Source organism: Mesorhizobium sp. Cs1299R1N3 (assembly GCF_037179625.1).
Taxonomy (GTDB): Bacteria; Pseudomonadota; Alphaproteobacteria; order Rhizobiales; family Rhizobiaceae; genus Mesorhizobium; species Mesorhizobium salmacidum.
The window spans coordinates 80700-107362 of record NZ_JAPYKQ010000012.1 but is presented as its reverse complement, the minus strand read 5'-3'; the positions used below and the strand labels follow the sequence as shown (position 1 = coordinate 107362).

The 26663-nt window shown below is 62.4% G+C and carries 33 protein-coding genes and 1 pseudogene; 9 read left to right on the top strand and 25 right to left on the bottom strand.

The window, feature by feature from the left end; genetic code table 11:
- Nucleotides 1–114: 114 nt before the first annotated feature.
- The 4 genes from ychF to O7B34_RS23185 all read right to left on the bottom strand — a co-directional run bounded on the left by ychF (nucleotide 115) and on the right by O7B34_RS23185 (nucleotide 3388).
- Nucleotides 115–1218, bottom strand: coding sequence for a redox-regulated ATPase YchF (ychF, locus tag O7B34_RS23200; RefSeq protein WP_337148285.1), 1104 nt, complete (start codon nucleotides 1216–1218; stop codon nucleotides 115–117).
- Nucleotides 1219–1316: 98 nt separating this feature from the next.
- Nucleotides 1317–2057, bottom strand: a complete 741-nt coding sequence (pth, locus tag O7B34_RS23195; protein WP_337148283.1) for an aminoacyl-tRNA hydrolase — start codon at nucleotides 2055–2057, stop codon at nucleotides 1317–1319.
- A 24-nt stretch (nucleotides 2058–2081) separates the two neighbouring features.
- Nucleotides 2082–2723 (bottom strand): 50S ribosomal protein L25/general stress protein Ctc, encoded by a 642-nt coding sequence (locus O7B34_RS23190; protein WP_027143359.1) that lies wholly within the window; start codon nucleotides 2721–2723, stop codon nucleotides 2082–2084.
- A 236-nt stretch (nucleotides 2724–2959) separates the two neighbouring features.
- The gene (locus tag O7B34_RS23185; protein ID WP_027143358.1) at nucleotides 2960–3388 is read right to left on the bottom strand and encodes a MarR family winged helix-turn-helix transcriptional regulator; all 429 of its coding nucleotides are present in this window, start codon (nucleotides 3386–3388) and stop codon (nucleotides 2960–2962) included.
- A 153-nt stretch (nucleotides 3389–3541) separates the two neighbouring features.
- Between O7B34_RS23185 and O7B34_RS23180 the strand changes: the two genes are divergently transcribed.
- Nucleotides 3542–4399, top strand: coding sequence for an alpha/beta fold hydrolase (locus O7B34_RS23180; protein ID WP_337148282.1), 858 nt, complete (start codon nucleotides 3542–3544; stop codon nucleotides 4397–4399).
- Nucleotides 4400–4471: 72 nt separating this feature from the next.
- On the opposite strand, the gene O7B34_RS23175 is transcribed toward O7B34_RS23180, so the two are convergent.
- Nucleotides 4472–5713 carry an MFS transporter gene (locus tag O7B34_RS23175; protein ID WP_337148281.1) on the bottom strand — a complete coding sequence of 414 codons (1242 nt, stop codon included), beginning with the start codon at nucleotides 5711–5713 and terminating at the stop codon, nucleotides 4472–4474.
- A gap of 138 nt (nucleotides 5714–5851) precedes the next feature.
- On the opposite strand from O7B34_RS23175, the gene O7B34_RS23170 reads away from it, so the two are divergent.
- On the top strand, nucleotides 5852–6748 hold the full coding sequence (locus O7B34_RS23170) for an AraC family transcriptional regulator (RefSeq protein ID WP_337148280.1): 897 nt from the start codon (nucleotides 5852–5854) through the stop codon (nucleotides 6746–6748).
- Between the two features lie 6 nt (nucleotides 6749–6754).
- Here the strand turns inward: O7B34_RS23170 and O7B34_RS23165 are convergent, their stop codons facing one another.
- The 9 genes and pseudogenes from O7B34_RS23165 to O7B34_RS23125 form a co-directional block, all read right to left on the bottom strand.
- Entirely contained in the window at nucleotides 6755–7690 is a 936-nt protein-coding gene (locus O7B34_RS23165; protein WP_019860650.1) for a ribose-phosphate pyrophosphokinase, read from the bottom strand.
- A gap of 237 nt (nucleotides 7691–7927) precedes the next feature.
- Nucleotides 7928–8563, bottom strand: coding sequence for a hypothetical protein (locus tag O7B34_RS23160; RefSeq protein WP_337148279.1), 636 nt, complete (start codon nucleotides 8561–8563; stop codon nucleotides 7928–7930).
- 43 nt (nucleotides 8564–8606) lie between these two features.
- Entirely contained in the window at nucleotides 8607–9758 is a 1152-nt protein-coding gene (locus tag O7B34_RS23155) for a M24 family metallopeptidase (protein ID WP_337105830.1), read from the bottom strand.
- The gene (gene pgeF / locus O7B34_RS23150) at nucleotides 9758–10552 is read right to left on the bottom strand and encodes a peptidoglycan editing factor PgeF (protein WP_337148278.1); all 795 of its coding nucleotides are present in this window, start codon (nucleotides 10550–10552) and stop codon (nucleotides 9758–9760) included. Before pgeF ends, O7B34_RS23155 begins: the two co-directional genes overlap by 1 nt.
- A gap of 102 nt (nucleotides 10553–10654) precedes the next feature.
- The gene (locus O7B34_RS23145; protein WP_337148276.1) at nucleotides 10655–11743 is read right to left on the bottom strand and encodes a class I SAM-dependent methyltransferase; all 1089 of its coding nucleotides are present in this window, start codon (nucleotides 11741–11743) and stop codon (nucleotides 10655–10657) included.
- Complete coding sequence (lgt, locus tag O7B34_RS23140; RefSeq protein ID WP_337148275.1) at nucleotides 11740–12600, bottom strand: prolipoprotein diacylglyceryl transferase; 861 nt, start codon at nucleotides 12598–12600, stop codon at nucleotides 11740–11742. The genes O7B34_RS23145 and lgt overlap by 4 nt, the downstream gene beginning before the upstream one ends.
- 127 nt (nucleotides 12601–12727) lie before the next feature.
- A complete protein-coding gene (locus O7B34_RS23135; RefSeq protein ID WP_337148273.1) occupies nucleotides 12728–12970 on the bottom strand; it encodes a BrnA antitoxin family protein in 243 nt (80 codons plus the stop codon).
- Between the two features lie 129 nt (nucleotides 12971–13099).
- Nucleotides 13100–13402: pseudogene (locus O7B34_RS23130) on the bottom strand (type II toxin-antitoxin system RelE/ParE family toxin).
- Complete coding sequence (locus O7B34_RS23125) at nucleotides 13399–13656, bottom strand: type II toxin-antitoxin system ParD family antitoxin (RefSeq protein WP_337132634.1); 258 nt, start codon at nucleotides 13654–13656, stop codon at nucleotides 13399–13401. Before O7B34_RS23125 ends, O7B34_RS23130 begins: the two are co-directional and overlap by 4 nt.
- A gap of 160 nt (nucleotides 13657–13816) precedes the next feature.
- Between O7B34_RS23125 and O7B34_RS23120 the strand changes: the two genes are divergently transcribed.
- The 3 genes from O7B34_RS23120 to O7B34_RS23110 all read left to right on the top strand — a co-directional run bounded on the left by O7B34_RS23120 (nucleotide 13817) and on the right by O7B34_RS23110 (nucleotide 15314).
- On the top strand, nucleotides 13817–14119 hold the full coding sequence (locus O7B34_RS23120) for an accessory factor UbiK family protein (RefSeq protein WP_027143348.1): 303 nt from the start codon (nucleotides 13817–13819) through the stop codon (nucleotides 14117–14119).
- A 318-nt stretch (nucleotides 14120–14437) separates the two neighbouring features.
- Nucleotides 14438–14938, top strand: a complete 501-nt coding sequence (locus tag O7B34_RS23115) for a YbjN domain-containing protein (protein ID WP_027143347.1) — start codon at nucleotides 14438–14440, stop codon at nucleotides 14936–14938.
- A gap of 16 nt (nucleotides 14939–14954) precedes the next feature.
- Entirely contained in the window at nucleotides 14955–15314 is a 360-nt protein-coding gene (locus tag O7B34_RS23110; protein WP_337148272.1) for a tRNA-binding protein, read from the top strand.
- A gap of 31 nt (nucleotides 15315–15345) precedes the next feature.
- Here O7B34_RS23110 and O7B34_RS23105 read toward each other — a convergent pair whose 3' ends face one another.
- From O7B34_RS23105 to O7B34_RS23085, 5 genes are all read right to left on the bottom strand, one after another.
- A complete protein-coding gene (locus O7B34_RS23105; RefSeq protein ID WP_337148271.1) occupies nucleotides 15346–16290 on the bottom strand; it encodes a hypothetical protein in 945 nt (314 codons plus the stop codon).
- A 121-nt stretch (nucleotides 16291–16411) separates the two neighbouring features.
- Nucleotides 16412–17434 (bottom strand): glycosyltransferase family 4 protein, encoded by a 1023-nt coding sequence (locus O7B34_RS23100; RefSeq protein WP_337148270.1) that lies wholly within the window; start codon nucleotides 17432–17434, stop codon nucleotides 16412–16414.
- A 259-nt stretch (nucleotides 17435–17693) separates the two neighbouring features.
- Nucleotides 17694–19109, bottom strand: a complete 1416-nt coding sequence (locus O7B34_RS23095) for an ATP-binding protein (protein ID WP_337148269.1) — start codon at nucleotides 19107–19109, stop codon at nucleotides 17694–17696.
- A gap of 146 nt (nucleotides 19110–19255) precedes the next feature.
- Entirely contained in the window at nucleotides 19256–19975 is a 720-nt protein-coding gene (locus tag O7B34_RS23090; protein ID WP_337139764.1) for a response regulator transcription factor, read from the bottom strand.
- Nucleotides 19962–20495, bottom strand: coding sequence for a MarR family winged helix-turn-helix transcriptional regulator (locus tag O7B34_RS23085; RefSeq protein WP_181166050.1), 534 nt, complete (start codon nucleotides 20493–20495; stop codon nucleotides 19962–19964). The genes O7B34_RS23090 and O7B34_RS23085 overlap by 14 nt, the downstream gene beginning before the upstream one ends.
- A 261-nt stretch (nucleotides 20496–20756) precedes the next feature.
- Between O7B34_RS23085 and O7B34_RS23080 the strand changes: the two genes are divergently transcribed.
- From O7B34_RS23080 to O7B34_RS23070, 3 genes are all read left to right on the top strand, one after another.
- On the top strand, nucleotides 20757–21650 hold the full coding sequence (locus tag O7B34_RS23080) for a branched-chain amino acid aminotransferase (RefSeq protein ID WP_140751091.1): 894 nt from the start codon (nucleotides 20757–20759) through the stop codon (nucleotides 21648–21650).
- A gap of 147 nt (nucleotides 21651–21797) precedes the next feature.
- Nucleotides 21798–22115, top strand: a complete 318-nt coding sequence (locus O7B34_RS23075; RefSeq protein WP_015316105.1) for a hypothetical protein — start codon at nucleotides 21798–21800, stop codon at nucleotides 22113–22115.
- A 137-nt stretch (nucleotides 22116–22252) separates the two neighbouring features.
- The gene (locus O7B34_RS23070) at nucleotides 22253–22891 is read left to right on the top strand and encodes an MBL fold metallo-hydrolase (protein WP_140771939.1); all 639 of its coding nucleotides are present in this window, start codon (nucleotides 22253–22255) and stop codon (nucleotides 22889–22891) included.
- A gap of 197 nt (nucleotides 22892–23088) precedes the next feature.
- On the opposite strand, the gene O7B34_RS23065 is transcribed toward O7B34_RS23070, so the two are convergent.
- The 3 genes from O7B34_RS23065 to O7B34_RS23055 all read right to left on the bottom strand — a co-directional run bounded on the left by O7B34_RS23065 (nucleotide 23089) and on the right by O7B34_RS23055 (nucleotide 24457).
- Nucleotides 23089–23523: a BA14K family protein gene (locus O7B34_RS23065; RefSeq protein WP_140712449.1), complete on the bottom strand. Its 435-nt coding sequence runs from the start codon at nucleotides 23521–23523 to the stop codon at nucleotides 23089–23091.
- Between the two features lie 192 nt (nucleotides 23524–23715).
- Nucleotides 23716–23928 carry a cold-shock protein gene (locus tag O7B34_RS23060; RefSeq protein WP_008877668.1) on the bottom strand — a complete coding sequence of 71 codons (213 nt, stop codon included), beginning with the start codon at nucleotides 23926–23928 and terminating at the stop codon, nucleotides 23716–23718.
- Between the two features lie 316 nt (nucleotides 23929–24244).
- On the bottom strand, nucleotides 24245–24457 hold the full coding sequence (locus O7B34_RS23055) for a cold-shock protein (protein WP_006202520.1): 213 nt from the start codon (nucleotides 24455–24457) through the stop codon (nucleotides 24245–24247).
- A 584-nt stretch (nucleotides 24458–25041) separates the two neighbouring features.
- On the opposite strand from O7B34_RS23055, the gene O7B34_RS23050 reads away from it, so the two are divergent.
- Nucleotides 25042–25440: a Kazal-type serine protease inhibitor family protein gene (locus tag O7B34_RS23050; RefSeq protein ID WP_337139767.1), complete on the top strand. Its 399-nt coding sequence runs from the start codon at nucleotides 25042–25044 to the stop codon at nucleotides 25438–25440.
- 50 nt (nucleotides 25441–25490) lie between these two features.
- Here O7B34_RS23050 and O7B34_RS23045 read toward each other — a convergent pair whose 3' ends face one another.
- The 3 genes from O7B34_RS23045 to O7B34_RS23035 form a co-directional block, all read right to left on the bottom strand.
- Nucleotides 25491–25739, bottom strand: a complete 249-nt coding sequence (locus O7B34_RS23045; RefSeq protein ID WP_337139768.1) for a hypothetical protein — start codon at nucleotides 25737–25739, stop codon at nucleotides 25491–25493.
- Nucleotides 25736–26005, bottom strand: coding sequence for a hypothetical protein (locus O7B34_RS23040; RefSeq protein ID WP_337105815.1), 270 nt, complete (start codon nucleotides 26003–26005; stop codon nucleotides 25736–25738). The genes O7B34_RS23045 and O7B34_RS23040 overlap by 4 nt, the downstream gene beginning before the upstream one ends.
- A 270-nt stretch (nucleotides 26006–26275) precedes the next feature.
- The gene (locus O7B34_RS23035) at nucleotides 26276–26662 is read right to left on the bottom strand and encodes a hypothetical protein (RefSeq protein ID WP_337148268.1); all 387 of its coding nucleotides are present in this window, start codon (nucleotides 26660–26662) and stop codon (nucleotides 26276–26278) included.
- Nucleotide 26663: the final 1 nt, after the last annotated feature.

Below are 26663 nucleotides of genomic sequence, written 5' to 3'. Positions count from 1 at the left end.
CGATCAACCTTGATTGAGGCATGGAGACGGAACGTCTGCAATGCAGCCCGCGACAACCGTGCCGCAGGGATGGTGCTGTCCAACCGAGGGGCGGGTCGTTCTACAGCGACCTCCTCACGTATTGAACTTGAACATCATGACGTCGCCGTCTTGGACGACGTATTCCTTGCCTTCGTCGCGTGCCTTGCCGGCTTCCTTGGCCGCCACTTCGCCGCCCAGCGTGACGAAGTCGTTGAAGGCGATGGTCTGGGCGCGGATGAAGCCGCGTTCGAAGTCGGTGTGGATGACGCCGGCGGCCTGTGGGGCCTTGTCGCCCTTGTGGATGGTCCAGGCGCGCGTTTCCTTCGGACCGGCGGTGAAATAGGTGATCAGATGCAACAGGTCGTAGCCGGCGCGGATGACCTTGTTCAGGCCAGGCTCGTCGAGCCCAAGCGAGGACAGGAACTCCATCTCTTCCTCGTCCGAGAGCTGGGCGACTTCGGCCTCGATCGCAGCCGAGATCACCACGGTGCCGGCGCCCTGCGCGGTGGCCATCTTCTCCACGGCCCTGGTGTGCTCGTTGCCGGTCGCGGCATCGACCTCGGCGACGTTGCAGACATAGAGCACGGGATGCGAGGTCAAGAGGTTCAGGCCCTGCAGGATGCGCAGGTCCTCCGCCGAAATTCCCTTGAGCAGGATGCGGGTCGGCTTACCGGCCTGCAGCAGCTCGAGTGCCGCCTCCATCATCGGCAATACGGTCGTCGCTTCCTTGTCCTTGCTGCCCGCACGCTTGCGGATCTGGACGATGCGGCGCTCGATGCTGTCGTGGTCGGCGAGCATCAGCTCGGTCTCGACCGTCTCGGCGTCGGCGACAGGGTCGATGCGGCCCTCGACATGGGTGATGTCGTCATCCTCGAAGCAGCGCAGCACATGCACGATGGCGTCGACCTCGCGGATGTTGGCGAGGAACTGGTTGCCCAGCCCTTCGCCCTTGGAGGCGCCGCGCACCAGGCCGGCAATGTCGACGAAGGAGATGCGCGTCGGGATGATCTCCTTCGATTTGGCGACCTCGGCGATCTTCTGCAGGCGCGGATCGGGCACCGCCACCTCGCCGGTGTTCGGTTCTATGGTGCAGAAGGGATAGTTGGCGGCCTGCGCGGCGGCCGTCCTCGTCAGCGCGTTGAAAAGCGTCGACTTGCCGACATTGGGCAAGCCAACGATGCCGCATTTGAAACCCATTTTGTCCGGTCCTATCGGGAAAAAGCGAAATTTGATGAGGGCTATGGGCGATAGGGGTTAGGAACGTCAAGCCCTGTAAGGCCACATGCGCCTACGCTTCAGTCCTTGTTGCCGAAGAGTTTCTTCAGCATGGCGGCCATCGGGCCGGTCTCGGGCAGTTTGGCGGGCGCCTGCTGGGGGCGGGCCTGGCGGACATGGCTTTGCTGTTTCGGGCTTTGCTGTTTCGGGCTCGACTGCTTCTGCGCCGGCTTTTCCGGTTCGACGCCCGCCTTACCCTGGATGGCAAGGGCGGCCTTGTTCATGAAGCCGGACTCGTCGCCCTTGACGATCATCGCCGCATTGTCGGCGATCGCGTCGAGCAGCGGGTCGAGCCAGTCGCGGTCGGCCTTGGCGAAATCGCCGAGCACATGATGCTGGACCATTTCCTTGACGCCGGGATGGCCGACGCCGATGCGCACGCGCCGATAGGCGTTGCCGACATGGCCGTCGATCGAGCGGATGCCGTTGTGGCCGCCGGCGCCGCCGCCGGTCTTGATACGCAGCTTGCCTTCGGCAAGATCGATCTCGTCATAGAAGACGGTGAGGGCGGAAAGGTCGAGCTTGTAGAAGCGCAGCGCTTCGCCGACGGATTGGCCGGACAGGTTCATGAAGGTCTGCGGCTTGATCAGGATGATCTTTTCGCCGCCGAGCGTACCTTCGGAAATCAGGCCCTGGAACTTCTTCGACCAGGGCGAAAAGGAATGGCGGCGGGCGATAGCGTCCGCCGCCATGAAGCCGACATTGTGCCGGTTTTCAGCGTATTTCGCGCCCGGATTGCCGAGGCCTGCAAAGACAAGCATCGTCGCCTCCGGGCGTGAAAAGAGTTACTTCTCTTCGGCGGCGGGAGCCGCTTCGGGAGCCGCAACCTCAACCGTCTCTTCCGTCTCCGGCTTCATCGCCGACGAACCGGCAACGGTCGCGATGGTGAAGTCGCGGTCGGAGATGACCGGCTTGACGCCGGCCGGCAGCTTGACCGCCGAGATGTGGATCGAATCGCCGATGTCGGCACCGGTGAGATCGACGGTGATGAATTCCGGGATCGCATTGGCCGGGCAGTGGAACTCGACTTCGTGACGCACGATGTTGAGCACGCCGCCGCGCTTGATGCCGGGCGACTTGTCTTCATTGATGAAGTGCACGGGAACGTCGACGTTGACTTCGGTGTCCTTGCCGATGCGCAGGAAGTCGACATGGACAGGGAAATCCTTGACCGGGTCGAGCTGGAAGTCCTTCGGCAGGACCTGGATCTTCTTGCCGTCGACATCGATCGTGGCGACCGTGGTCAGGAACCCGCCGCCATGGATCTTGTAGTAGATGTCCTTGTAGGTGAGCGCGATCGCCAGGGGAGGCTGTCTGTCACCGTAGATTACTGCAGGCACTTTACCGTTGCGGCGAACTGCACGGGCGGACCCCTTACCGACCTGTTCGCGCGCTTCGGCCTTGAGCTCGTAAGTATCGTGGCTCATGGCTTTTCCTTTCGCGTGTTATGGAGCGCCTACGGTTGGCGATGTGCCAGGCCGTAAACGTCGAAAGCCGCCAGACCTCGATGCCCGAATGCCGGAAACCGCAGCGAGCGGATCTTTGTTCGGGATCACAAGGGGAAGGCAGCCTTCCGCCGCGTTGCCTCCAAGGGTGTCTACGCGGGTGGCGGCTCTATAGCGGAAGGCGGGCAGGCGTGCAAGCGGAGGTGGGAAGGCCGTCGTTAACGGTCGCCGCTCAAGGCATCGCGCAGTGCCTGGACCTGCCGGTTCAGGGCGTCGAGCTCGGCCAGCGTCATGCCCGAGCGCTCAACCAGGGTCTCGTTCAGGCAATTGCACTGGACGAGCAGCTTGCGGCCGGCTGATGTCAGGTCGACCTGTACCTGGCGCTCGTCGGTCTGGCTGCGCCGGCGGGTCACCAGGCCGGATTGTTCCATGCGCTTAACCAGCGGCGTGACCGTGCTCGATTCCAGAGCGAGCCTGTGCGCGATCGTGCCGACCGACATGCCGTCGGCCTCGCCCAGCGCGTTGAGCACGAGATATTGCGGATAGGTGATGCCCATCCCGTCCAGCATCGGCTTGTAGGTGCGATTGATCGCCATGCTGGTGGCGTAGAGCGTGAAGCACAGCTGATTGTCCAATGGGAGAGGCACGACGCATTCCTTTGCCGATTAAACGCCTAAAATATGTACTACGAAAAACGATATCGTGATACATATTTTTTGTAGACACGGCGGTCGAGCTGCGCTAGCGATATCTATATCGCGATATCGTTTATCGCGATACTAATCAAAACGGAGATTGAGATGACCTCGCAGACCAAATCAGGCTCAGGCAGCGGCACGATCACCACCAAGGACGGCACGCAGATCTATTACAAGGACTGGGGAACCGGCCAGCCCATCGTCTTCCATCACGGCTGGCCGTTGAGCAGCGACGACTGGGACGCCCAGATGCTGTTCTTCCTGTCACAAGGCTACCGCGTCATCGCCCATGACCGCCGCGGCCACGGCCGGTCGACGCAGACGGATATCGGCAACGAGATGGACACCTATGCCGCCGATGTGGCTGAACTTGTCGCGCATCTCGACCTTAGGGATGCCATCCATGTCGGCCATTCGACCGGCGGCGGCGAGGTGGCGCGCTATGTCGCCCGGTATGGTACGGGCGGCCGTGTTGCCAAGGCAGCCTTGCTCGGCGCGGTGCCGCCGATCATGCTCAAGACCCCAGCCAATCCCGGCGGCCTGCCCATCGAGGTCTTCGACGGCTTCCGTTCCGGCGTCGCCGCCAACCGCGCGCAGCTTTACATGGATGTTCCCGCCGGCCCGTTCTACGGCTTCAATCGCCCGGATGCGCAGGTTTCGCAGGGTGTGATCGACAACTGGTACCGCCAGGGCATGATGGGTGGCACCAAGGCGCACTATGACTGCATCAAGGCCTTCTCGGAGACGGACTTCACCGAAGACCTGAAGAAGATCGACGTGCCGGTGCTGGTCATGCATGGCGACGACGACCAGATCGTTCCCATTGCCGACTCGGCGCTGTTGGCCATCAAGCTGCTCAAGAAGGGCGAGCTCAAGGTCTACAAGGGCTTTCCGCACGGCATGGCCACGACCCACGCCGAAATCATCAACGCCGACCTGCTGGCCTTCTTCAAGGCCTGAATCCTTCCCGCCTGAATGGCAAAGGCACCCGCCATATGGCGGGTGCCTTTGCCTGGATACAGCTCGGATGATTTATGCGGCTGCCTGCGCCTTGCGGGCTTCCTTCATGTTGGGCAGGAACACCGTCAGCAGTCCCAGGAACGGCAGGTAGGAGCAGATCTGGAAGACGAAATCGATGCCCTTCATGTCGGCGACGACGCCAAGCACGGCGGCCGCGATGCCGCCGACGCCGAAGGCGAAGCCGAAGAAGATGCCGGCGATCATGCCGACGCGGCCCGGCACCAGTTCCTGCGCGAAGACGACGATGTTGGAGAAGGCCGACGACAGAATGAGGCCGATCAGCACGGTCAGCACCATCGTCCATTCCATGTTGGCGTAGGGCAGCGCCAGCGTGAAGGGCAGGACGCCGACGATCGAGAACCAGATCATCGCCTTTTGTCCATAGCGGTCGCCGAACGGACCGCCAAGCAGGATGCCCAGCGCCGACGAGCCGAGGAAGAGGAACAGCATGACCTGCGACATCTGCACCGAAACGCCGAACTTATGGATGGAATAGAAGGTGTAGTAGCTGGCCAGGCTGGCGATGTAGGCGTTCTTGGTCAGCACCAGCAAGGTCAGCACCGCCAAGGCCCACATCACCTTGCGGCGCGGGAAGGGCGAGACGAAGTTTGCCGTCTTGCGATTGCCTTGCGCGGCGCGCAGGCGGCTGTACCAGCCGCCGACCTGCCACAAGATAACGATGCCGATCAGCGAGCCGACGGCGAACCAGGCGATGCTGGTCTGGCCGAAGGGCACGACGATGAAGGCGGCCAGCAATGGGCCCATGGACTGGCCGAAATTGCCGCCGACCTGGAACAGCGACTGCGCCAGGCCAAACCGGCCGCCGGATGCGAAGCGGGCGATGCGCGAGGACTCCGGATGGAAGATCGCCGAGCCGATGCCGATCAGCGAGGCGCCGATCAGCAGCAGATAGTAGTGCCCGGCATAGGCCAGCACGACCAGGCCGATCAGCGAAGACGCCATGCCCCAGGGCAGCGAATAAGGCATCGGCCGCTTGTCGGTAACCGCGCCGATGATCGGCTGCAGCAGGGATGCCGTCACCTGGAAGGTGAAGGTCAACAGGCCGATCTGCCAGAAGTCGAGGCCGTAATTGTCTTTCAGAAGCGGATAGATGGCCGATAGCAGCGACTGCATGATGTCGTTGATGGAGTGGCAGAGGCTCACCGCCAGGATGACGGTGAAGGCCGTCGCCTGGGCTGAAGCGTGACTGGCGGTCGCAGGCGGCGCGACGCTGGTGGCTGTCGTATCGGTCAAGATAGGCTCCGTAGTCTTTTTGGCGGTTTTTCCCGCAGGCGGTGTGGCGGGCGCTTCCCGCAGGCAGCCTTATAGTCCGGTTGCCAAGCGACTTCTTTCGTGGTTTGGTCCAATAGTTTCGCAAGTGGGCCATACCGAATGCCAAAAACCAGGGAGATTTTCGGCGCCGGCCACACCGATCTCGAGCAATTGCACGGGCTGCGCTGGCAGTGGCTCGAGCAGGCGGTCGGGCCGGCGGTGGTTTTGCCGACCGAATATCCGGACGGTTACCACGTGCCGCACCACCACCACAGCCGCAGCCAGTTGCTGCATGCGCTGGTCGGCGTCGTGCTGGTGACGACGCGGCATGGCCGGTGGATGGTGCCGCCGGACCATGCGATGTGGATCCCGGCCGGCATCGAACATTCCGTCGAGATGCTGGGCGATGTCTCGATGCGCTCGGTCTATGTCATGCCGCAGGCGATTCCGGGCCTGCCGGAGGGCATGCGCGTCGTCGGCATCACCGACCTGATGCACAGTCTGATCGTGGAATCCGAGAAGCTGCCTCAAGGCGGCGAGCTTGAAGGGCGCGGCGGCCTGATCATGAACCTTCTCCTGCATGAGATCCCCCAATTGCCGGAGCGGCCGCTCGGCCTGCCGTTCCCGTCGGATCCCAAACTGGCGGCGCTCTGCCGGCGTTTCGTCGCCGCACCCTCACCGCATGCGACGATCGACGAATGGGCCGATACGGTCGGCATGAGCCGGCGCTCCTTCACGCGCGCCTTCCAGCGCCAGACCGGCCTGTCGCTGTCGACATGGCGCCAGCAGGCCTGCCTGTTCGCGGCGCTGCCGAGGCTCGCCGACGGCGAGCCGATCACCCGGGTGGCGCTCGATCTCGGCTATGACAGCGTGCCGGCGTTCATCACCATGTTCAAGCGCATGCTGGGTTCCTCGCCGCGCGGCTATATGCGTGGCGCGCGCGATGCCGGCGAAGGCATGCGGCGAGCCCCGGCCCGGTTGGAAGCCCCGACGCCATCGGCCCTGCCGCACGGGTGACGGGTTTCAGTCGAACAGGCTCGACACCGATTCCTCGGTCGCCGTGCGCGAGATGGCTTCGCCCATCAGGTCGGCGATCGAGATGACGCGGATGTTGGGCGCGTCGAGCACGCCCTGCGTCGGCTGGATGGAATCGGTGATCACCAGTTCCTGCAGCTTCGAGCCGCTGATGCGAGCGACCGCGCCGCCCGACAGCACGCCGTGGGTGATGTAGGCGGTGACGCTGGTGGCGCCGTTGGCCAGCAGCGCGTCGGCGGCATTGCACAGCGTGCCGCCGGAATCGACGATGTCGTCGATCAAAAGGCAATCCTTGCCGGCGACCGCGCCGATGATGTTCATGACTTCCGATTCGCCCGGACGCTCACGGCGCTTGTCGACGATGGCGAGCTGCGCGTCGAAGCGCTTGGCCAGCGCGCGGGCACGCACCACGCCGCCTATGTCGGGCGACACCACCACGACGTTGCCAAGCTGCTTGTACTTCGCCTTCACGTCGCGGGCCATCACCGGCACCGAGAACAGATTGTCGGTCGGGATGTCGAAGAAGCCCTGGATCTGGCCGGCATGGAGATCCAGTGTCAAAACCCGGTCGACGCCGGCGCGGGTGATCATGTTGGCGACCAGCTTGGCCGAGATCGGCGTGCGCCCGGAGGCGCGGCGATCCTGCCTGGCATAGCCGAAATAGGGGATAACCGCCGTGATGCGCTTGGCCGAGGAGCGCATGAAGGCGTCGATCATGATGAGCAGTTCCATCAGGTGATCATTGGTCGGGAACGAGGTCGACTGTAGGATGAAGACATCCTCGCCGCGCACATTTTCCTGGATTTCGACGAAGATTTCCTGGTCGGCGAAGCGCCTGACACTGGCCTTGCCCAGCGGGATGTTGAGATAGCGAGCGACCGCTTCGGCCAGCACCCTGTTGGAATTGCCCGCGAAGAGTTTCATGCACCGTTCCTGGTGGAGGACGGAGAGGCCTGGCGGACTCTCCTGCGCCTTTTAACCGGGCTTTTAGCGGCCCGCGCCGGTATTGCAAGCGCCGAGATCGTGAATCCGCCGGCCAAGCTCACGAAAACTGTTAGCCATCACCGACTGACGACAGGGAGCAGCGGACTTCCGCTGCTCCCTCCGCTCGTTCGAGCATCCGGATTTTCCCAAAACCGTTTTCCACTTTTGGGTTCTGGACTAGCTCGCCTTGCCGCTGAGAAAGGCCGCGAACTGGTCGATGGTCTGGTCGGCGATCGCCTGCATGGTGGCTGGCGAGACCGACTTCCAGCTGTCGGCGCCGGCGCTGTCGCCGGAACCGGTCGAAGGTGCCTTCATCTGGCCGTTGATGCGGTGCAGCCGGTTGCCGGATGGGTCGTAGACGTCCCAGACATAGATGACGGTGGTGTCCTTGCCCTCCGTCATCGCCGAGAAGTAACCCTTGAGCACATGGGTGGCGGTCTGGTCCTGGCTGCCGGCCAGCGTGATGCCGCGCTGCCTGGCACGTGTCTGCAGTTCCGCCGTCAGCGGCGTGGCGGCTTCCACCGAAGCGCCGACGATCGGCGCGATCTGCAGCCGGGTCTTCGACAGGATGGCGGCAGCCTGGGCGGAGGTGACGGGCGCGGCGGCGGGTGCGCCCGCTGTCGTGGTGGCCGTCGCGGCCGTAGATGGCGCCGGGGCGGGAACGGTGGCCGCCGAGCTGCCCTGCGTTGCCGGCTGCGTCGAAGCCGCCGGCGGGGTGATGGCGGAAGGCTCGAGGACGTCCTTTGCGTTGGTGCAGGCAGCCAAAGCCAATGCCACAAGCAATGACACGGTCGTCACATGCGATCGTCTCATTTGCCTTCTAACTCCTTGGCGAAGAACGCCTCCCATTATGGATTCACTGCACGATCAAGTCGAGATCATGGCGGGACAGCGGCTTCGGCTGGGATTCGGTGGTCAGGTAGGTGCGGCCAAGCGTCATCGCCGTCTCGGTCTCGGAATCCATGATGATCATATGGGCAAACAGCGTCATGTTCGGCGCGATCGGTTCGGGATTGCCCTGGTAGAACATTGGCATATCCATCCAGGACGGCGTGAAGCGGGCCCCGACCGAATAGCCGCAGGCGTTCAGCCGATGCTTGGTCAGGCCGTGCGCTTCCATGGTGCGGGCGTGGGCGTCGAACACGTCGCCGAAGGTGTTTGCGGGCGTCATCGCCTTTTCGACGGCCAGAAGGGCGGCGCGTGCCGCATCAAACAGCTCCTGATGGCGCTTGGAGACCTTTCCGGTCAGCACCGTGCGCATCATCGGCGCATGGTAGTGATGGAAGACGCCTGCCCATTCGAGCGTCAGCTGGTCGTTCTTGGTGAGCTTGCGGCGGCCGGCCTTGTAGCGGCACAGCAGCGCATCGACGCCGGAGCCGATGATGAACTCGTTGGCCGGATAGTCGCCGCCACCGGCGAAGATCGCGCCCTGCATGGCGGCGAGGATCAGGGCCTCGTCGCCGCCCTGCTTGATCAGCGGCAGCGCCGCGTCCAGCGCGTCGTCGGAGAGATTGGCGGCCTTCTCCGCCTTGGCGATCTCGGCCGGGCTCTTGAACAGGCGCAACCGCCCGACGATGCCGGAGGCATCGGCAATCTGGCCGAAGGTCTGCAACTGCTCGTCCAGGCGGCGGCCATTATAGGCGGTCAGACCGTGAGTGTCGTATTCGACGCCGATCCGGGCGCCGAGCAGGTCGAGTTCGTTGAGCAGGTTGCGCAGGTCGACGGCCGGATTGGCGCCGTCACGGTCGGTCCACAGCACGATGTTGTCGATGATCGAGGTCTGGCGCGCCTGGCGCAGGTCGGCCGAACGGGTCAGAAGCACCATGGAACCGTCGGCCTTCACCACCAGGCACTGGAAGAAGCAGAAGCCGAACGTGTCGTAGCCGGTCAGCCAGTACATGCTTTCCTGCGCGAACAGCAGGATGGCGTCGAGCTTCTTCTCGGCCATCTCGATCATCAGCCGGTCGCGCCGCGCGTCGAATTCCGATCGTTCAAAATGCAGCGCCATTATACGTTCTCCAAAACGATTGCCGAAACCTGCCGGCCATAATCGGGTTCCCTACGGTGCGTGGTGCGCCGGTAGGAGTAAAACAGATCTTCCTCGGCATAGGTGCAGCGGCCAAGGCCTTCGGCCGTAACGCCGGCCCTGGCCAGCCGGTCGATCGTATAGCCGTTGAGGTCGAACATCGAATGGCCGGCATGTGCCGAAGGCACGAAATATCGCGCATTTTCCCTATCGGCATCGACGAAGCGGGCGACGAATTCCGGCCCCACTTCATAATTGTCGGGGCTGATCGACGGGCCAAGCACGGCGACGATGTTTTCGCGACGGGCGCCGAGGCTCTCCATGGCGGCAACGGTGTTTTCGAGCACGCCCGTGAAAGCGCCTTTCCACCCGGCATGCGCCGCGCCGATGATGCGCGCGCCGGCATCCGCGAACAGAACCGGGCCGCAATCGGCGGTCGAGGCGCCGATGGCGATGCCGGGCCGGTCGGTGACGATGGCATCGGCCTTGGGACGCTCGCCGGCGAAGGGTTCCCTGGCGATGACGACGTCGGGTGAATGGACCTGCCAGGCGGTCAGCAGATGGCTTGCGGGCACGCCCATCCAGGCGGCGACACGGGCCCGGTTCTCGGCGACCAGCGCCTGGTCGTCATCCGACCCAGTGCCGATGTTGAGGCCCCGGTAGATGCCCGTGGAGACGCCGCCGATGCGGGTGAAGTAGCCGTGGCGGATGCCTTGTGCCTGCGCCTGGTCCAGCAGCGGCGACCGAACGGGATCCGGTTTGGTCTGATTCAGCATGCGGGCGTTGTTGTCCGTGTGGGCGGTTTCGTCAAGGAAAAGCGGCCGGCGGTCCGACCGTCTTTTACCGGACGGGAGATTGGGAGGGGCAGCGACGAAAAGTCAATCCGCCGTGGCGAAGGACCTGACGGCTACGCCACGCGGAACGATGGCGAGGACCTTGAAAAGTTCACCCATGGCTTGCGGGCCGGCGAGGCGCTCGACGGCATCTGATAAATTGTCGCGTGCGGCCTGGCCAGCATCGGCGCCCAACTGGCCGGCACGCTCCAGAATGCCCATGCCGAGCAGGAAATTGCCCTGCGTCGACAGGTGGGCGTCGAGACCGTGCGCGCGCACGGTCGCTGCAAGGGCGGCGAAATCGACATGGGAGGTAAGGTCGGCTTCGCCGGGATTGGCCAGCACATCTTCGTGATTGTGCCGGCGCAAGGCCTGCAGCGTGTCGCCGACACCGGGCCGCAGATGGCCGTAGTCGAGGAACAGCCCGGCGCCGCCATGAGCGGCTATGCGCTCGGCGATGGCCGCCATCAGGGCGGCGCGGGCGGGCGCGATTTCGACGATCGCGCCTTGCGGCGCGTCGGCTGCATCCCTGGGCAGCAGCGTCGGGTCGACCGAGCCGACGCCCGCGAAGAAGCAAAGATTGTCCGCGTCGTCCAGGCCGACCATGCGCTCGCGCCACTCGGCGCCGGCGCGGACGAACTGGCGGATGGGCACGGCATCGAACAGTTCGTTGCCGACGATCAGCAGCGGTTGCCGCGGCAGCGCGTCGATGGTTTCGTGCCAGGAAACAGCGAATGGTGTCGCGCCGAGCGTCTGTTCCTGGATTTCCGTCAGGCGCGGGCTGGTCTCGATCATGGCGAAGGCGGCGCCATTGGCCAAGGCGGGGTCGAGCCGCGACAAGGTGCGCAGCATGTCCTTCATCAGCGTGCCGCGGCCAGGGCCGATCTCGGCGACGGTGACCGGCATCGGGCGGCCGATCGCTGCCCAAGCCTGATAGAGCCAGACGGCGACGAGTTCGCCGAACATCTGGCTGATTTCCGGCGCGGTGATGAAGTCGCCGGCCGCGCCGAACGGTTCGCGTGTCGTGTAGTAGCCGTCGCGCGGATCGAACAGGCACAGCGCCATGTATTCGTTGATGGGCATCGGACCCACCGCCTCGATCAGGTCGACGATACGGGATTTCAGTCGCGTCATGTCGCCTGCGGCTGCGCTTGCTTCACCGGCTTGGCTGTCGCCATCGCCCAGATGCCGGCCAGCACCATCGGCGTCGACAGGATCATGCCCATGGTCAGCCAGTTTGTGCCGAGGAGATAGCCGAGCTGCTGGTCGGGCTCGCGGAAGAACTCGACGAAAATTCGTGACAGGCCGTAGCCGCAGATGAAAGCGCCGCCGACAAAGCGCGGCGTCTTCAGCTTGAGGCGCGAGTGGGTGAGGATGCGCAGCACCACAAACAGCACCAGCCCTTCGAGCAAGGCTTCGTAGAGCTGGCTCGGATGGCGGGTGAACGGACCGCCATTGGGGAATTCGATCGCCCAGGGCACGTCGGTCGGCCGTCCCCAGAGCTCGGAGTTGATGAAGTTGGCGACGCGCACGAGGCCGAGGCCGACCGGCACGCCGGCTGCCACGACATCGAACAGCGACCAGGTGCGGATGCCGCGCTTAAAGGAAAACAGCGTCATGGCCAGGATGACACCGAGCAGGCCGCCATGGAAGGACATGCCGCCTTGCCAGACGGCGAAGATATCGAGCGGATGGGCGATATAGCGCGCCAGGTCATAGAACAGGACGTAGCCGGTGCGGCCGCCCAGAACCACGCCGATGGCCGCCCAGACGATGAAATCGTCGAGGTCCTCCGGCTTCATCGGCAGGACGCCGTCGGGCCAGAGTTTCGGATTTGCGGCGAGCCGCTTGGCATACCACCAGGCAAACAGGATGCCGACGATGTAACCGATGCCGTACCAGTGTACCGCCAGCGGCCCGATCTGGATGAGGATCGGGTTGATGTTCGGGAAAGGCAGTGAAGCCAGCGGCAGCAGGAAATACTCGTTCAACGGGGAGCTCTCGGTTGCGATCGGCGCGGACCATGCGGCAGGGTTTTGGCAGGGTCAAGGCAAGGGCCCGGCCGTCCATGGCTCGTGAACGGGATCGCTTCAAGGTCCGTCGCGCGGCTGGACGTCCTCAACCCCTGGGCTTGCCGGCCACCACTTCACGCAAGGCGTCGTTGATCCTGTCCTGCCAGCCTGGACCATCTTCCTGGAAATGCTCGAGCACGGCCCGGTCGATCCTGATCGAGACAAGCTCGCGGACATTCGGGGCGGTGGAGGGTTCGCGAGGCGGGGCCGGTGCCGGCTTCTTCACCTGCTTGAAGACAGCTTCGGCGGCTTCCATCGGATTTGTCGGTCTGCGCGGGGGCGTTGCCATTGGTTATCCCAGGTTGAAGACGACTCATGCTTGATGCAAGTCGCGATGAAAGCGCCACAATAGGCGACTTGGCACCATCCCGTACAGAAGGAGCCGCGCGAAAGCCTGTGCAGGCACGGCATCGTGCCGTCAATTGTCAGGGAATGTGATCGTTCCTGGATCCATTGCGCCGTGCAGGATGTGCAATATCTGCACGGTTTCTACGCCAACACGATAGAAAATCAGATAGTTGCCATGGACACGCCGCCGAACGCCAGAAGATCTATGCTGTTCAAAGAACGGATATCGCTCCGGCATGTTGCGCAATTCCCTGCAATCACGGCGCTATTCCTGGACGAATGTTATGGCCCGAAATGGGTTGTCCTGCGCGATATGGTCGCCAATGGCTTCAAGGTCTGCCTCAGCCTGATCGGTTAAGATCAGCCGTTTCACTCTTTGTCTGCCATAGCCTTATATTTGGCCTCCAAGCGGTCAAACACTTCATCAGCCGATTTAACCCGGCCCGCGTTAGCCTGCGAAAGGCCGTTGGCGAGGGCAGCATCAAGAGCAGCAAGACGCTTCTCGCGCTCCTCAACAAGGCGCACGCCTTCGCGTAGCACTTCGCTTTTCGAGTTATAGCGACCTGAGCTGACAAGCTGGTTGACGAGATCTTCTAGACGGGTGCCCAAATCCGCACTAATGGCCATAGTGGTGCTCCTGTAAATCCATTCCAGGATAATAATAGTTATTGACACGGTTTGCCAGTAGGTTGGCGGGACGGGCCGACGTGATGCCGCATCAGCCTCCAACGTTCTTGCATTCCTCGCGCCACGTCACTAATTCAAATCATGCAAGCGAGGATCTGCCATGTCGACCGGACCGAACCGCATTCTCGATGAATTCGCCAAGTTGATGACCGATGCCGCCGGTGCCGCTCAAGGTGTGCGGCGCGAGGTGGAGACGGCCTTCAAGGGCCAGGCGGAACGCATCCTCAACTCCATGGATGTCGTGCAGCGCGAGGAGTTCGAGGCCGCGCGCGAGATGGCGGCCAAGGCCAGAGAAGAGAACGGCAGGCTCGCCGAGCGCATCGAGACGCTCGAGGCCAGGATCGCCGAACTGACCGGTCAGGCCACACCTGCGGCTCCGGCGAAACCCAAGCCGAAAAAATAATTCGTTAAACTTTTCCACAAAGCACCAGCCTGAAAATCGCTTTGCCGTGAATCGCTTACCGGCATTGCGTGACTCTTTGTGACAGGCACCTTTCCACATGCGAATGACGCAGTGCGAAAAATTGGGCTGTTCACGCGACTCCCGATCAATAGACTGAATTTGTTGCATGATTCGGAGCAGGGTCATGCGCCGGGCGGTGGGGTCCGGTCTGGGGTCTTTGCGTTGAGAAGTCCCGGCCGTCCGAGTTCTAGACAAGATTGTTCGTCGTGTGTGCCCCGCGGAGCGTGTGGCGCTCCCCCTGAACACAGGAAGCATTCCATGGAACTTCTCGAACTCGAATTTTCCCGCGAAATCCATCCGGTGGATGTGATCGAGCAGGTGGCCCACAACAATGACTGGTCCTTCGAACGGGCCGGCGACGACGAAATCTCGATCTCGGTTGCCGGCAGCTGGACCGACTATCACGTCTCCTTCTCGTGGATGGAGGATTTCGAGGCGCTGCACCTGGCCTGCGCCTTCGACATCAAGGTGCCGGAAACCCGCACGCTGGAAGTGATGCGGCTGTTGTCGCTGATCAACGAACAGATGCTGTTCGGCCATTTCGACCTCTGGGAGCAGGAAGGCGCGATCATGTTCCGCCAGTCGCTGCTCCTGGCCGGCGGAGTCGAACCCTCGAGCCAGCAGGTCGAGGTGCTTTTGTCCTCGGCGCTGGAAGCCTGCGAGTGTTACTTCCAGGCTTTCCAGTTCGTCGTCTGGTCGGGAACCTCGGCCAAGGACGCGCTGGCCGGCGTGCTGTTCGAGACCTTCGGCAACGCCTGAGCAAGAAGCGTTCGACATGAGTTCAAGCAAGGAGCGCAAGCCCGAGATCAGTTTTGCCGACTTCGATCGTGTCGACATCCGCGCCGGCACGATCGTCGAGGCTGAACCGTTTCCGGAGGCGCGCAAGCCGGCCTTCAAGCTGAAGATCGATTTCGGCGCCGAGATCGGCATCAAGAAGTCGTCGGCGCAGATCACCAAATATTATACGCCCGAGACTTTGATCGGCCGGCAGGTGTTCGCGGTGGTCAATTTCCCGCCGCGCCAGATCGGCCCGTTCATGTCGGAAGTGCTGACGCTCGGTTTCCCCGATCAAGAGGGCGCCGTCGTGTTGGGCGCCATCGAACGCAAGGTGCCGGACGGCGGGCGGCTATTCTGAAATAGCGGGCAGGAAGCCCCGGCAGACGCCATCACGGCGTCGCGGCCGATCGAATTGATGCGATAGCTGGAGGCCGAAACGCGCCGAGAATGGTTCCGACCGTTGCGGCTGAGAGCACAAGATGCAGGACGTCGAACGGCCACGCCAGTCCAAAATGCATCAGCACAAGGTTCAGGAAGGAAAGGGGCGCGCCATCCGCCGGAATCAGGATCAAGCCTCCGACCAGGACCAGCCCATATTTGAATATGGCTACTGTCGCGAAAATGATGAGCACTATGGCGAGAAAACGCAGGCGATTGTGGTCGAGCGCGCGCCAGCATCCGATTGGGTCAAACGATCCCGTCCATAGAAAATCGCCGACAAAGAGATATGTCCAGACAAGTACGAAACCGCCCGCGAACACGTTGAAGACTCCTATCGCCGACGCCCACGGCGCGACATCTTCAGGGTTGAGCGGGAGGTCATGTGTGGCCAGCAGGCCGGCAACAAGCAGTCTGTGCTCGCTGGCGACAGCAAAGCCGTAAAGAAGCTGGATTGAAGCGAGAAGCAGCGCAGCCAGAAGAATGCGTTTGTCGAGCTCAAAGCGCATGCCTGGGATGGCGAAGCGTTTGACACGTTCAATGCCGCGCCGAACAATGACACGGCCATGCTCGGGCGCGTTTCCCATGCGGTCCAGAACGAATGCAAAGACCATCGCCGAGAATGGCGCGGCAACAATCGCGGAAAGCCAGGTCCCGGGGTCAAAGCCCCGCGACAGGAACCATGTGGGCACCTGCGCCGGATCGGCAAAAAGAATAAGAGCAAGCGCCGTTAGACAGAGCGTCGTCAGAAAACAAGGAAACCAGGCGGCCACAAAGAGTGGCCAAGCATTCGCACGGCAATAGTCAAACACCTTCGCAACGGTCTTGCTGATCAGCAAGACGCGACGCTTGGGCGATACGGCAGGCAACTCGTCCAGCGTTGAAATCGGCGTCAATCCCGGAGCGGACTTTACATGCAGGATAATGCACCGCAAGGAGTTGTCGCACAAGCTCTTGTAATCGCGCCTGCAAGACTAGTTGAAGCTCGCCGGCGGCGGCTCGGCTGTGTCGAGCCTGTCAGGCCGCGATCGCGCGCTTCACGCCGAGCGCTTCCTCGACCGCGTCGAGAAACATTTCCGCGCTGGCCTTCCAGCTGTAGCGCATGGCGCGCTCGCGGGCCTGGTCGCGGCTGATGTTGAGAGCGGCAAGCGCCGCCTCGCGCAGGTCGCTCGAAACCGCGCCGCCAAAGCCGTCGCCAACGATGTCGATAGGCCCGGTCACCGGATAGGCGGCGACCGGCGTGCCGCTGGCCAGTGCCTCGATGATGACGTTGCCGAAGGTGTCGGTGCGGCTGGGGAAGACGAAGACATCGGCCGAGGCGTAGACTTCGGCCAGTTCGTCATTGGGACGATGGCCGAGAAAATGCGCCTGGGGATATTTGGCCTTGAGCTTGGCAAGCTCCGGACCTTCGCCGACGATCACCTTGCTGCCTGGCAGGTCGAGATCGAGGAAGGCGGAGAGGTTCTTTTCGATGGCGACACGGCCGACGCACAGGAAAACCGGGCCGGGGAAGCCGAGGTCCTTGCGCTTGTCCGGCCGGAAATGCTCGGTGTCGACGCCGCGCGTCCAGGGCCTGAGCTTGTTGAAGCCGCGCGCCGTGAGATCGTCGGCGAGCGACTGGGTGGCGACAAGCGTGCCCTGGCCCGAATTGTGGAAATCGCGCAGCCAGCGATAGGTCCAGCTCTCGGGCACCGGCAGGCGGGCGCTGAGATATTCGGGAAAGCGGGTGTGATAGCTGGTGGTGAACGGCCGGCGGGCATTGCGGCAATAGCGCCGCGCCATGATGCCCAGCGGCCCCTCGGTGACGATGTGGATGTGGTCGGCCTTGTAGCCGTCGATCAGGCGCGCGACATGGCCGGGCGTGGTCAGCGCCAGGCGGATGTCGGGGTAGGTCGGCAAGGGCAGGGTGCGAAAGATGTTCGGGGTCAGGAATTCGACCGCGACGTCGAAGGATTTCAGGGTCTCGGTGAGCCGCTCCAGCGTGTGGACGACGCCGTTGACTTGCGGGCGCCAGGCGTCGGTGACCATCAATATGCGCATGGCGGCCCTTTGCTCCGGAGGTCGGCGGTTGCCTTGAAACGATGCCGGAACGGCGACCATGCGGCCGCCCTCGCTTCGCTCCAGCGCACCCTGACGGGCACGAGGTCGAAGTGAGGCGGCAAGGACGAATCAAGTGCGGTCGCGCGCTTCATGCGCACTCTTGACCATGGTTTCATGACGGGCGGATGAAGCAGACGGTGATCCCGAAAAGTCGAAACCGGTTTTCAGGCAAGATCTTGCCCGGATAGTCAAATAGAAATCAGGCCGGAACCTTGATCACGACGCGCAGGCCGCCCATGGGACTGTCGTCGAGCGTGATGTCGCCGCCATGGCTGCGGGCGATGTCACGGGCGATCGACAGGCCGAGCCCGGTGCCGCTGGCGTCGAGGTTACGGGCCGCGTCGAGCCGCACGAAGGGCTTGAACACGTCTTCGCGCCTGTCGGCCGGAATGCCTGGCCCATCATCGTCGATGGTGACCAGAAGCGAGCCGCGGCCATGGTTGGCGGTGACCTCCACGGTGCGGGCATAGCGGAAGGCATTGCCGATGATATTGGACAGCAGCCGCGCGAAGGCGTTCGGCCGCACATGCACGGTCGGATCGCCGGAAAGCGTCGTCGACAGTCTGCACTTGCGCAAGTTCGCTTCTTCGCCGAGCTTCTGGAAATAGGCTTCGAGATCGAAACGTCCCGGGTCCTCCGACGCCTCGCCCTTGGCAAAGGCGAGATAGCCTTCCAGCATCGACTGCATGTCTTCGATGTCCTGGTCCAGCGCCGCCTTGGTCTCGGCCTTGCCGCCGGCCAGCGCCAGCTGCAGCTTGAAGCGGGTGAGGATGGTCCTGAGATCATGGCTGACACCGGTCAGCATGGCCGTGCGCTGCTCGATCTGACGCTCGATGCGCTCGCGCATCTGGATGAAGGCAAAGCCGGCGCGGCGCACCTCCTCGGCCCCGCGCGGGCGGAAATCGCGCGGCATCGGCCGGCCCTTGCCGAAGCTTTCGGCCGCCTCGGCAAGGGCCAGGATCGGCCGGATCTGGTTGCGCAGGAAGGGGATGGCGATCATCAGCAGCACCAGCGAGGTGCCGACCATCCAGATCAGGAAAATGTGGGTGTTGGAGGCATAGGCCTGGCTGCGGCGCACGAAGACGCGCAGCACCTTGTTCTCGAGCTGGACGCGCACCTCGACGATGTTGGAATTGCCGACCGTGTCGATCCAGAAGGGCCGGTTGATCTGGCGGGTGATTTCGGCCGAGAGAACATCGTCGAGGATCGAGAAGAACGGTTTTGGACCGGGCGGCGGCAGCGGATCGGGCGGCAGGAGGTCGACCTTCAGCTGCATGCGGTCCTGCGCGATGCGGATGATGTTGGCGTAGTCACCGTCGTGCGGGTAGGTTTCGATCAGGTCGATGATGGCGGCGATGTCGCGCACGGTGGCCTGCGACAGGCGTTGCGTCACGGTTGCCCAGTGACGTTCCATGAAATCGAAGGCGACGACCGACTGCAAAAGGATCATCGGCGCGATGACGATGATCAGCGAGCGCGCATAGAGGCGCTTGGGCATGTAAAGCGAAACGAGGCGCCAGAACCGGTTCCAGATGCGCGGCACCGCCTTGAGCGTCCGCGTGGCGCGTGCGCTCAAGCCGTCATTGTCCGGCTGTTCCAGTTCCGTGGTCGCCATTGGCTCTTTTCATCCGTCGGCGGTATTAGATCAGCATGACGTTTGGCTGAATCGTCATCCTGATTTAACTCTTTGTTGGAGCATAATCTTTTCCGAAAACCGGTTCCCACTTCTCGGGATCATGCTCTTGGGCCGCGGCCGGTATTCTATTCCACGCTGAGCCGATACCCAATACCGCGCACGGTCTGCAGCCAGACCGGGTTGGACGGGTCGCGCTCGATCTTGCGGCGCAGCCGGTTGATCTGGACGTCGATGGTGCGCTCGCCGACTTCCGAATCGTCGCCGACCAGCTCGTGGCGAGGGATGGTTTCGCCGGCGCGCGCGGCGAAGATCGCCAGGATCTCCTGTTCACGGTCGGTCAGCTTCAGCGCCTCGCCGCCGCGCTTCAGTTCGCGCCTGGCGATCTGGAAGGTGTAGGGACCGAACACCAGCTGTTCGACCTTGGGCGTCGCCGCCGGGCCGCCCCGGCGCAGGATGTTGTTGATGCGCAGGATCAGCTCGCGCGGATCGAAGGGTTTTGGCAGGTAGTCGTCGGCGCCGGCCTCGAGGCCCGAGATGCGGCTGTCGGTCTCCGACAAGGCGGTCAGCATCAGGATCGGCACGTTCTTCTCGGCGCGCAGCGCCTTGGTGAGATCGACGCCGCTTTCCCCCGGCATCATGACATCGAGCACAAGCAGGTCGAAGTCGAGGCCGGCGAGCTTGCGGCGGGCCTCGCCGGCATTGCCGGCGACGGTGACGCGGAAGCCGTTTTCGGTCAGATATTGCTTGAGAAGATTGCGGATACGGGTGTCGTCGTCGACCACGAGCAGATGCGGCGCATCGTCGTCCGGTGCGGCCGCCTGATCGATCCTCTCAGTGCTCTCCATGGCTTTTCCCTGACATTTTTGCGGACCCAACGTCGATCTGAGCTCTCAGTTCCGGATTGACCATCGCTTCGAGGAAGCGTTCCACCAAGGTCCGTTCGGCGGCACCGCAATCTTCCAATGCAGCACGGATGCGGCGCGACTGTGGCCGCGCCAGCGCCAGTGCCAGCGCACGGCCCTTGGCCGTCGGATAGAGTTCGCGCTGGCGGCGGTCGCGCGGGCCCTGCAACTGCACGACGTGATCGGTGTCGATCAATTGCTTGAGCACACGCGCCAGGCTCTGCTTGGTTATCTTCAGCACATCGAGCAGTTCGGCGACGGTCAGGCCCGGCCGGCGGTTGACGAAATGCAGCACGCGGTGGTGGGCGCGGCCGAAGCCGTAATCGGCCAGGATCTGGTCGGGATCGGAAGTGAAGTCCCGATAGGCGAAGAAGAACAGTTCGATGATGGCGAAGTCGATGCCGTCCTCGCTGGTGATCGCGGTCCTGATCGGTTTTCCGGCAGGTGGGCTTTTATCCGTCATCATTTCTCCATCGGAACGGGAGATTATGTCAGTACTATTGACGTAATTTCCCTGCAATGGTAATTTTTGACAAGCTTTTGGGCGGATTGCGAACGAAAAGGCAAGGCGGGCCGGTTTTTCCGGAATTTCCTGAGTTTGCCAGAGCGCGATTATCCGCCTACGCTTCGAGACACCGGCCGGCGTCGCCAATCGCATGGCGCGGCCAAAAAAGAACACGCAACGATACCGAGATATGCGGACCGAGGTCCGCGGGAGGTTACCATGGCATCCGTTCCCTTCGATCAACTGGACGGCTTCATCTGGATGAATGGCGAGTTCGTCCCGTGGGGAGACGCCAAGATCCACGTTCTGACCCACGGCCTGCATTACGCCAGCGCGGTCTTCGAGGGCGAGCGTGCCTATGGCGGCGAGATCTTCAAGCTCAACGAGCATACCGAGCGCCTGCATGAATCGGCGCGCCTGCTCGGCTTCAAGATTCCCTATTCGGTGGCCGAGCTCAACGACGCCTCGACCACGCTCCTCAAGAAGCAGGGCTTCCAGGACGCCTATGTCAGGCCGATCGCCTGGCGCGGCAGCGAGCAGATGGGCGTTTCGGCGCAGAACAACCGCATCAATGTCGCTATCGCCATCTGGCAGTGGCCGAGCTATTTCGACCCGGCGCAGAAACTGAAGGGCATCCGTCTCGATGTGGCGGAATGGCGCCGGCCCGACCCGCGCACGGCGCCGTCGCGGTCGAAGGCCGCCGGCCTCTACATGATCTGCACCATGTCCAAACATGCCGCGGAGGCCAAGGGCTACGCCGACGCCATGATGCTCGACTGGCGGGGCCAGGTCGCGGAAGCGACCGGCGCCAACATCTTCTTCGTCAAGGACGGGAAGATCCACACGCCCAAGCCCGACTGCTTCCTCGACGGCATCACCCGTCGCACGGTCATTGGCCTGGCCAGGGATCGCGGCCTGGAGATCATCGAACGCGCCATCCTGCCGGAAGAACTGGAAGGGTTCGAGCAGTGCTTCCTGACCGGAACGGCAGCGGAAGTAACCCCGGTTTCGGAGATCGGCCCTTACCGATTCGAAGTCGGCGAGATCGCCAAGAATCTCATGAACGACTATTCTATCGCCGTTCAACCCAAGCATGCCATCGCCGCAGAATAACGATAGTCACAGCTTTTCGGGCAAGCAGGGGCGGTTTTCGGGCCGCCCCTTTTATTTCAGCGTTTGTGCATTTGACTTTCATCGAATTCGGCGTCTCTCATGATGGTGTCGGCCCGGGAGGCTGGCAGCTATGGAGGGACTAATCATATGGACATGAACACGCTTCTTCCGATCATCATTCAGATCATTACAGGCATTATCGGTGGTCAGGCGGTCGGTGCGGCGATCAAGACGGCGGCGATGGGTCAGCTTCCCAAAATCCTGGGCGGCGCCATCGGCGGTGTCGGCGGCGCGGCGATCCTCGGCAGCCTGCTTGGCGGCGGTGCGATTTCTCCTGATGCGGCCGCGGCGGCGACGAGCGGCCTGGGCAGCGCGCTCAACCTGCAGAACATCGTCGGCGGCGCCGGCGGCGGCGCGATCCTGACCGGCATCCTGGGCGCGGTCATGGGCGCCATGAAGAAATGAGCCTGCCAATCTCGGGCTGGCAGAATGGGCGGCTTCGGCCGCCCATTTCTTTTTGGACACGCACTATTTGACCTTCCGGCTGTGGACGGTTTTGACCGATGCCTCTACATGATCGCTGACACAGCGAAAGGACGATCATGGGTCAGCTCAATGCCGGCATCGTGCCGGTCACACCGTTCCAGCAGAACTGCACCATCCTGTTCGACATGGATGACAAGCACGGCGTGGTGGTCGATCCCGGCGGCGACATCGACAAGGTTCTGGGGGTGTTGAAGGACAATGCGATCACGGCCGAGGCGATCTGGATCACACACGGCCATATCGACCATGCCGGCGGCGCCATGGAGTTGAAGGAAGCACTCGGCATCGAGATCATCGGCCCGCATGAAGCCGACAAGATGCTGCTCGACAATCTGGAGAACCAGGGCAGGCGCTACGGCATCGGCGGTGTGCGCAATTGCGTGCCCGACCGGTTTCTTACAGAAGGCGAGACGGTGTCATTTGGCGGCCACGTGTTCGAGGTGCTGCATTGCCCCGGCCATGCGCCTGGCCATGTCGTCTACTACAACCGCGCCGCCAAATTCGCCCATGTCGGCGACGTCCTGTTTCGCGGCTCGGTCGGCCGCACCGACCTGCCGGGCGGCGACCACGCGGCACTCATCGCCTCGATCAAGGACAAGCTGTTGCCGCTTGGCGACGACATCGGCTTCATTTGCGGTCACGGTCCCGGCGGGCGCTTCGGCGAGGAACGGCGGACCAATCCGTTTTTGACCTGAATGAGATCTGGACCGGCTGCGGGTTCGAAAGCCTACAGCATGTCGCGGCGAATAGGATTGCCGACCTGCTGTAAACTTCTGATTATGCATGTCGTTATCCCGGAACCGAGGACACTTCCGGGGGACATGCATTAGCAAGCCGATAACAAAAAAGCGCCGGCCTTGCGGTCAGCGCTTTTGTTTGGGGCAGGGAAGCCTCAGTTGGCGGTGCAGAAATGCTGTTCGCCGTCACTGCCGGTGAAGGTGCCGGTGCGGGAATTGAAGCTGCGGTATCGGTCCGAGCAGTACTCGTACCAGCCGCGCGTCCACGGTTCGGCATAGCGGTCGGCATAGACCACCTGCGGTTCCACGTAGTAGCGGCGCACCGGGGCCGGGCGTATCCGCACGTCACGGTCGTAATAGCCGTCATCGTAATAACGGTCGGAATCGGGCGGCGGCCGGTCATTGGCCAAAGCGCCACCGATCAGCGCGCCGGCGGCAAGGCCGAGAACGCCGGCCGCGACAGCATCGCCATGGCCATGGCCGTGATGGTGCCAACGGCGCCAGTCATCGGCATTGGCCGCCGAAAAGGTCCCCAGCGTGGTGGCGACCACGGCGGCGGACAGCACGGCTGTCTTGAAAATTCGGTTCATCTTGGTCTCCTTCGTGCCGGGCCGTGCAGTTTTGCAGGGGATGCGGTCCGGCTTTACGAATGATTAATATGGGACCGTGGCTGAACGGGGGCTGAACGAAAATTTGACCACACGCCTTGTTTCACGACATCAAACCCGCGCCTACGGGGCGCTGACCAGACCTGCCGGAGCCGGCGTCGGTGCGAAGCCGGCTCAGCCGACCGACAGGTTGACGGCCTTGGGTCCCTTGCCGCGCTTGTCCGGCTCGGTGTCGAATGTCACTTTCTGCCCATCTTCGAGACCGGGAAGACCCGACGCCTGCACGGCCGAAATATGGACGAAGACATCCTTCGCGCCATCATCCGGTGTGATGAAGCCGAAGCCTTTGGCATGATTGAAGAATTTGACGGTGCCGGTCTGCGGCATGGGAAGCTCCTTTGATCCCATAAACTCCAGTCTCGGGCCGGCAAATGCCCGAATGGAAATTTGTCCTTTATTTTAGCGCTATCGGCAAGTGAAAGTTTTCAGGGCACTTGAAGCACGTGGCGCTTTAAGTGCTTGTTATGACGCGTGTCATTGGCCCGGACCGGATGAACTTCCAGATGACATGCGTCTATGCTGCGCCACGGACATGAAAAGGCGCGACGAAAACCGCCGCGCCTTTCAAAAATCTGTCTGCCTGCCCAGGTGCTGGTCAAGCTCCTCGATCGCCCATCCGCCTGGGATGTGCGGCGCCGATCGCTCAGGCTGCGCGCAGGTTGACCGCCTTCGGGCCCTTGCCCATGCGGTCCGGCTCGACGTCGAAGGTGACCTTCTGGCCGTCGACCAGCGTGCGCAGGCCCGAGGCCTCGATCGCTGAAATGTGGACGAACACGTCCTTGGCGCCGCCGTCGGGCGTGATGAAACCGAAGCCTTTGGTCGCATTGAAGAATTTAACGGTGCCGGTCTGGGCCATTGGGGAAACTCCTTCACCCGTTCAGTCTTGGTGGTCCTGCCCGCCACCTGGCGTCGAGGGCAGTTCCTGGTGGTTGCTTCGGCAGTCATGCATTGGCGCATGGTCAAAACCCCCCGCCGAAAAACGGGGCCGTCAGAGATTCACAGTATCGGGGAAAGGTCGTCCAAAACGTTCCGCTCTCCGGGTCGCAAATGCCCGAACACAGAATTTATCGCACGGAAACGTGAACGTTGCAAGATAGCGCCGCAGGCCGCCGCCACGAGCGCATCCGACGCAAAAAAATCGACCGACCATGGCGTCGACCGGCTGCAAATAGGCTTCGTTGCCCGAGGGGTCATCGGCCCACGGCCGTGGTCATATATAGGCCAGAAGTGATGATTGCCGGCAACGCGCGGCGAGGCCCTCACTGATCCCGGTCATTTCCCGACATAGGCTGCGAACGGGGTTGCAATTGGCAATGGAATAGCGAGGATCATGCCATAGGGGACTGATTTAAATCTTGTTTTGATCGATATCGTTGTCAGCGAACCGCCAGGCAGTCTTGGGCGGTATGGACCGAGACGGGGATCGAGGGAGAGACGATCATGAGGTTTCTTGCGGCAATCTTCTCACGGCAGGGTTTTACCATCCTGTTCCTGTCGGCAATTCTCGCCGCCTGTACGGTCGTCGTCGATGAAGGACCGGGGCCGCGCCCGCCGCGTCCTGATCCGCAATTCTGCACCAAGCAGTACGAGCCGGTCTGCGCCCGGCGCGGCGGTGATCGCCAGACCTTCGCCAATGCCTGCCTTGCCGATCGGGCGGGTTACCGCATCGTGCGCGACGGCCCCTGCCGCGACGGCGGTGGTGGTGGCGGCGAGCAGACGTTCTGCACCCGCGAATACGCGCCGGTGTGCGCCCGCCGGCATGGCGAGATGCGCACCTTCCCCAACGCCTGCGAGGCCCGTGCCTCGGATTATCGCATCGTCGGCGACGGGCCGTGCTGACGGGGCTTAACCCGGCTCGCGCCTATAGCGAGTGTTTGAAGCCCTTCCGGTCAGCCGACCGGATTGTCGGCCAGTTCGAGATTGTCTTCCGTGGTGACCCGTTCGTGGGTCTCCTGCTCGCTGCGGATACGGTATTGCGGGGAACCGTCCTTGACCGGCAGCCTGCTCTTGATCTCGAACAGTTCCGCGGTCTTGTTGAGCAGGCCGGTCCGGCTTTTCATACGCACGGTCTGGCCGATGGCAAAGAGATGCGAGGGGGTGTCGGTGCGCGGACGCGCATTCTGCTGAAAACGGATCATGCTGCATTCTCCCGGTCGCGCACCAGCGCGGTCTCGAGGTCCAGGTAGTCGATGGCGACAAGCTGGCTGGTGAGTGGATTGTTCACCGCCCTTGCTGGCAGATGGATGAAAGTGGCGACGCGGCGCCAGGCAAGCCGCGCAATGCCCTCGATCAACTCTTCGTCGTGATCGATGTCGTAGTGGCCAGCCGGCAGTTGTCCTTCCAGGCCAGCGAGCACGAACGGTGCGGTGAAATGGGCGATGGAACGGGTGGTGCGGTCCGGCATTGTCCTGATATTTCCCGCCTTGTGGCGTCACGCAAACAGCGGCTTGAGAGCAAAAAACAGGGACACGGCGAATGTGCCGCGCGTCCGGTATCGGCATCTGGAATGAGATTGGCGGGTCTAGAACCTCTGACGCCGCGAGATGCCAATTCTGGCCAAACGATATCTTCCTATATAGCTCAATTTGGAGCTTCATTCAAGAAGAATTATGGAATTCCTCGCTTCGATTTTGAAAATAGACGGCTATAAATTTTAGAATAATTCTGCTACGGTTCAGATATCTTCAAAAATTTCTCGGAAGCGCGCCGAATATTTACTCGGCGCCTGTAATTTTATTTTTTCTGAAAGGGATAAAACCATGGATTCATTCAGAACTTCGAAAGGGAAGAGCGTGGCGATCAATCCCATCGTCAAGCCAAGCGCCACGTACGCCATTGGCGCTGCCGGAAAGCCGATGGTCGTCCAATCGGCGCGGCTGACCATCAGAAGCGACGAGGCGGCAAGGCGAACGATCTCCGATACCGATGGCACTGTGAGGCGGGCCAGGCAGGTTGCCGAGACCAGTCGCCTGATCTGATCGCTTTCGCCGCGATGTAGGGCACAGAACCAAGCAAAGCCTTGAACCTGTAGCGCCGATGGCCTAGATCGCGGCAGGCGCATA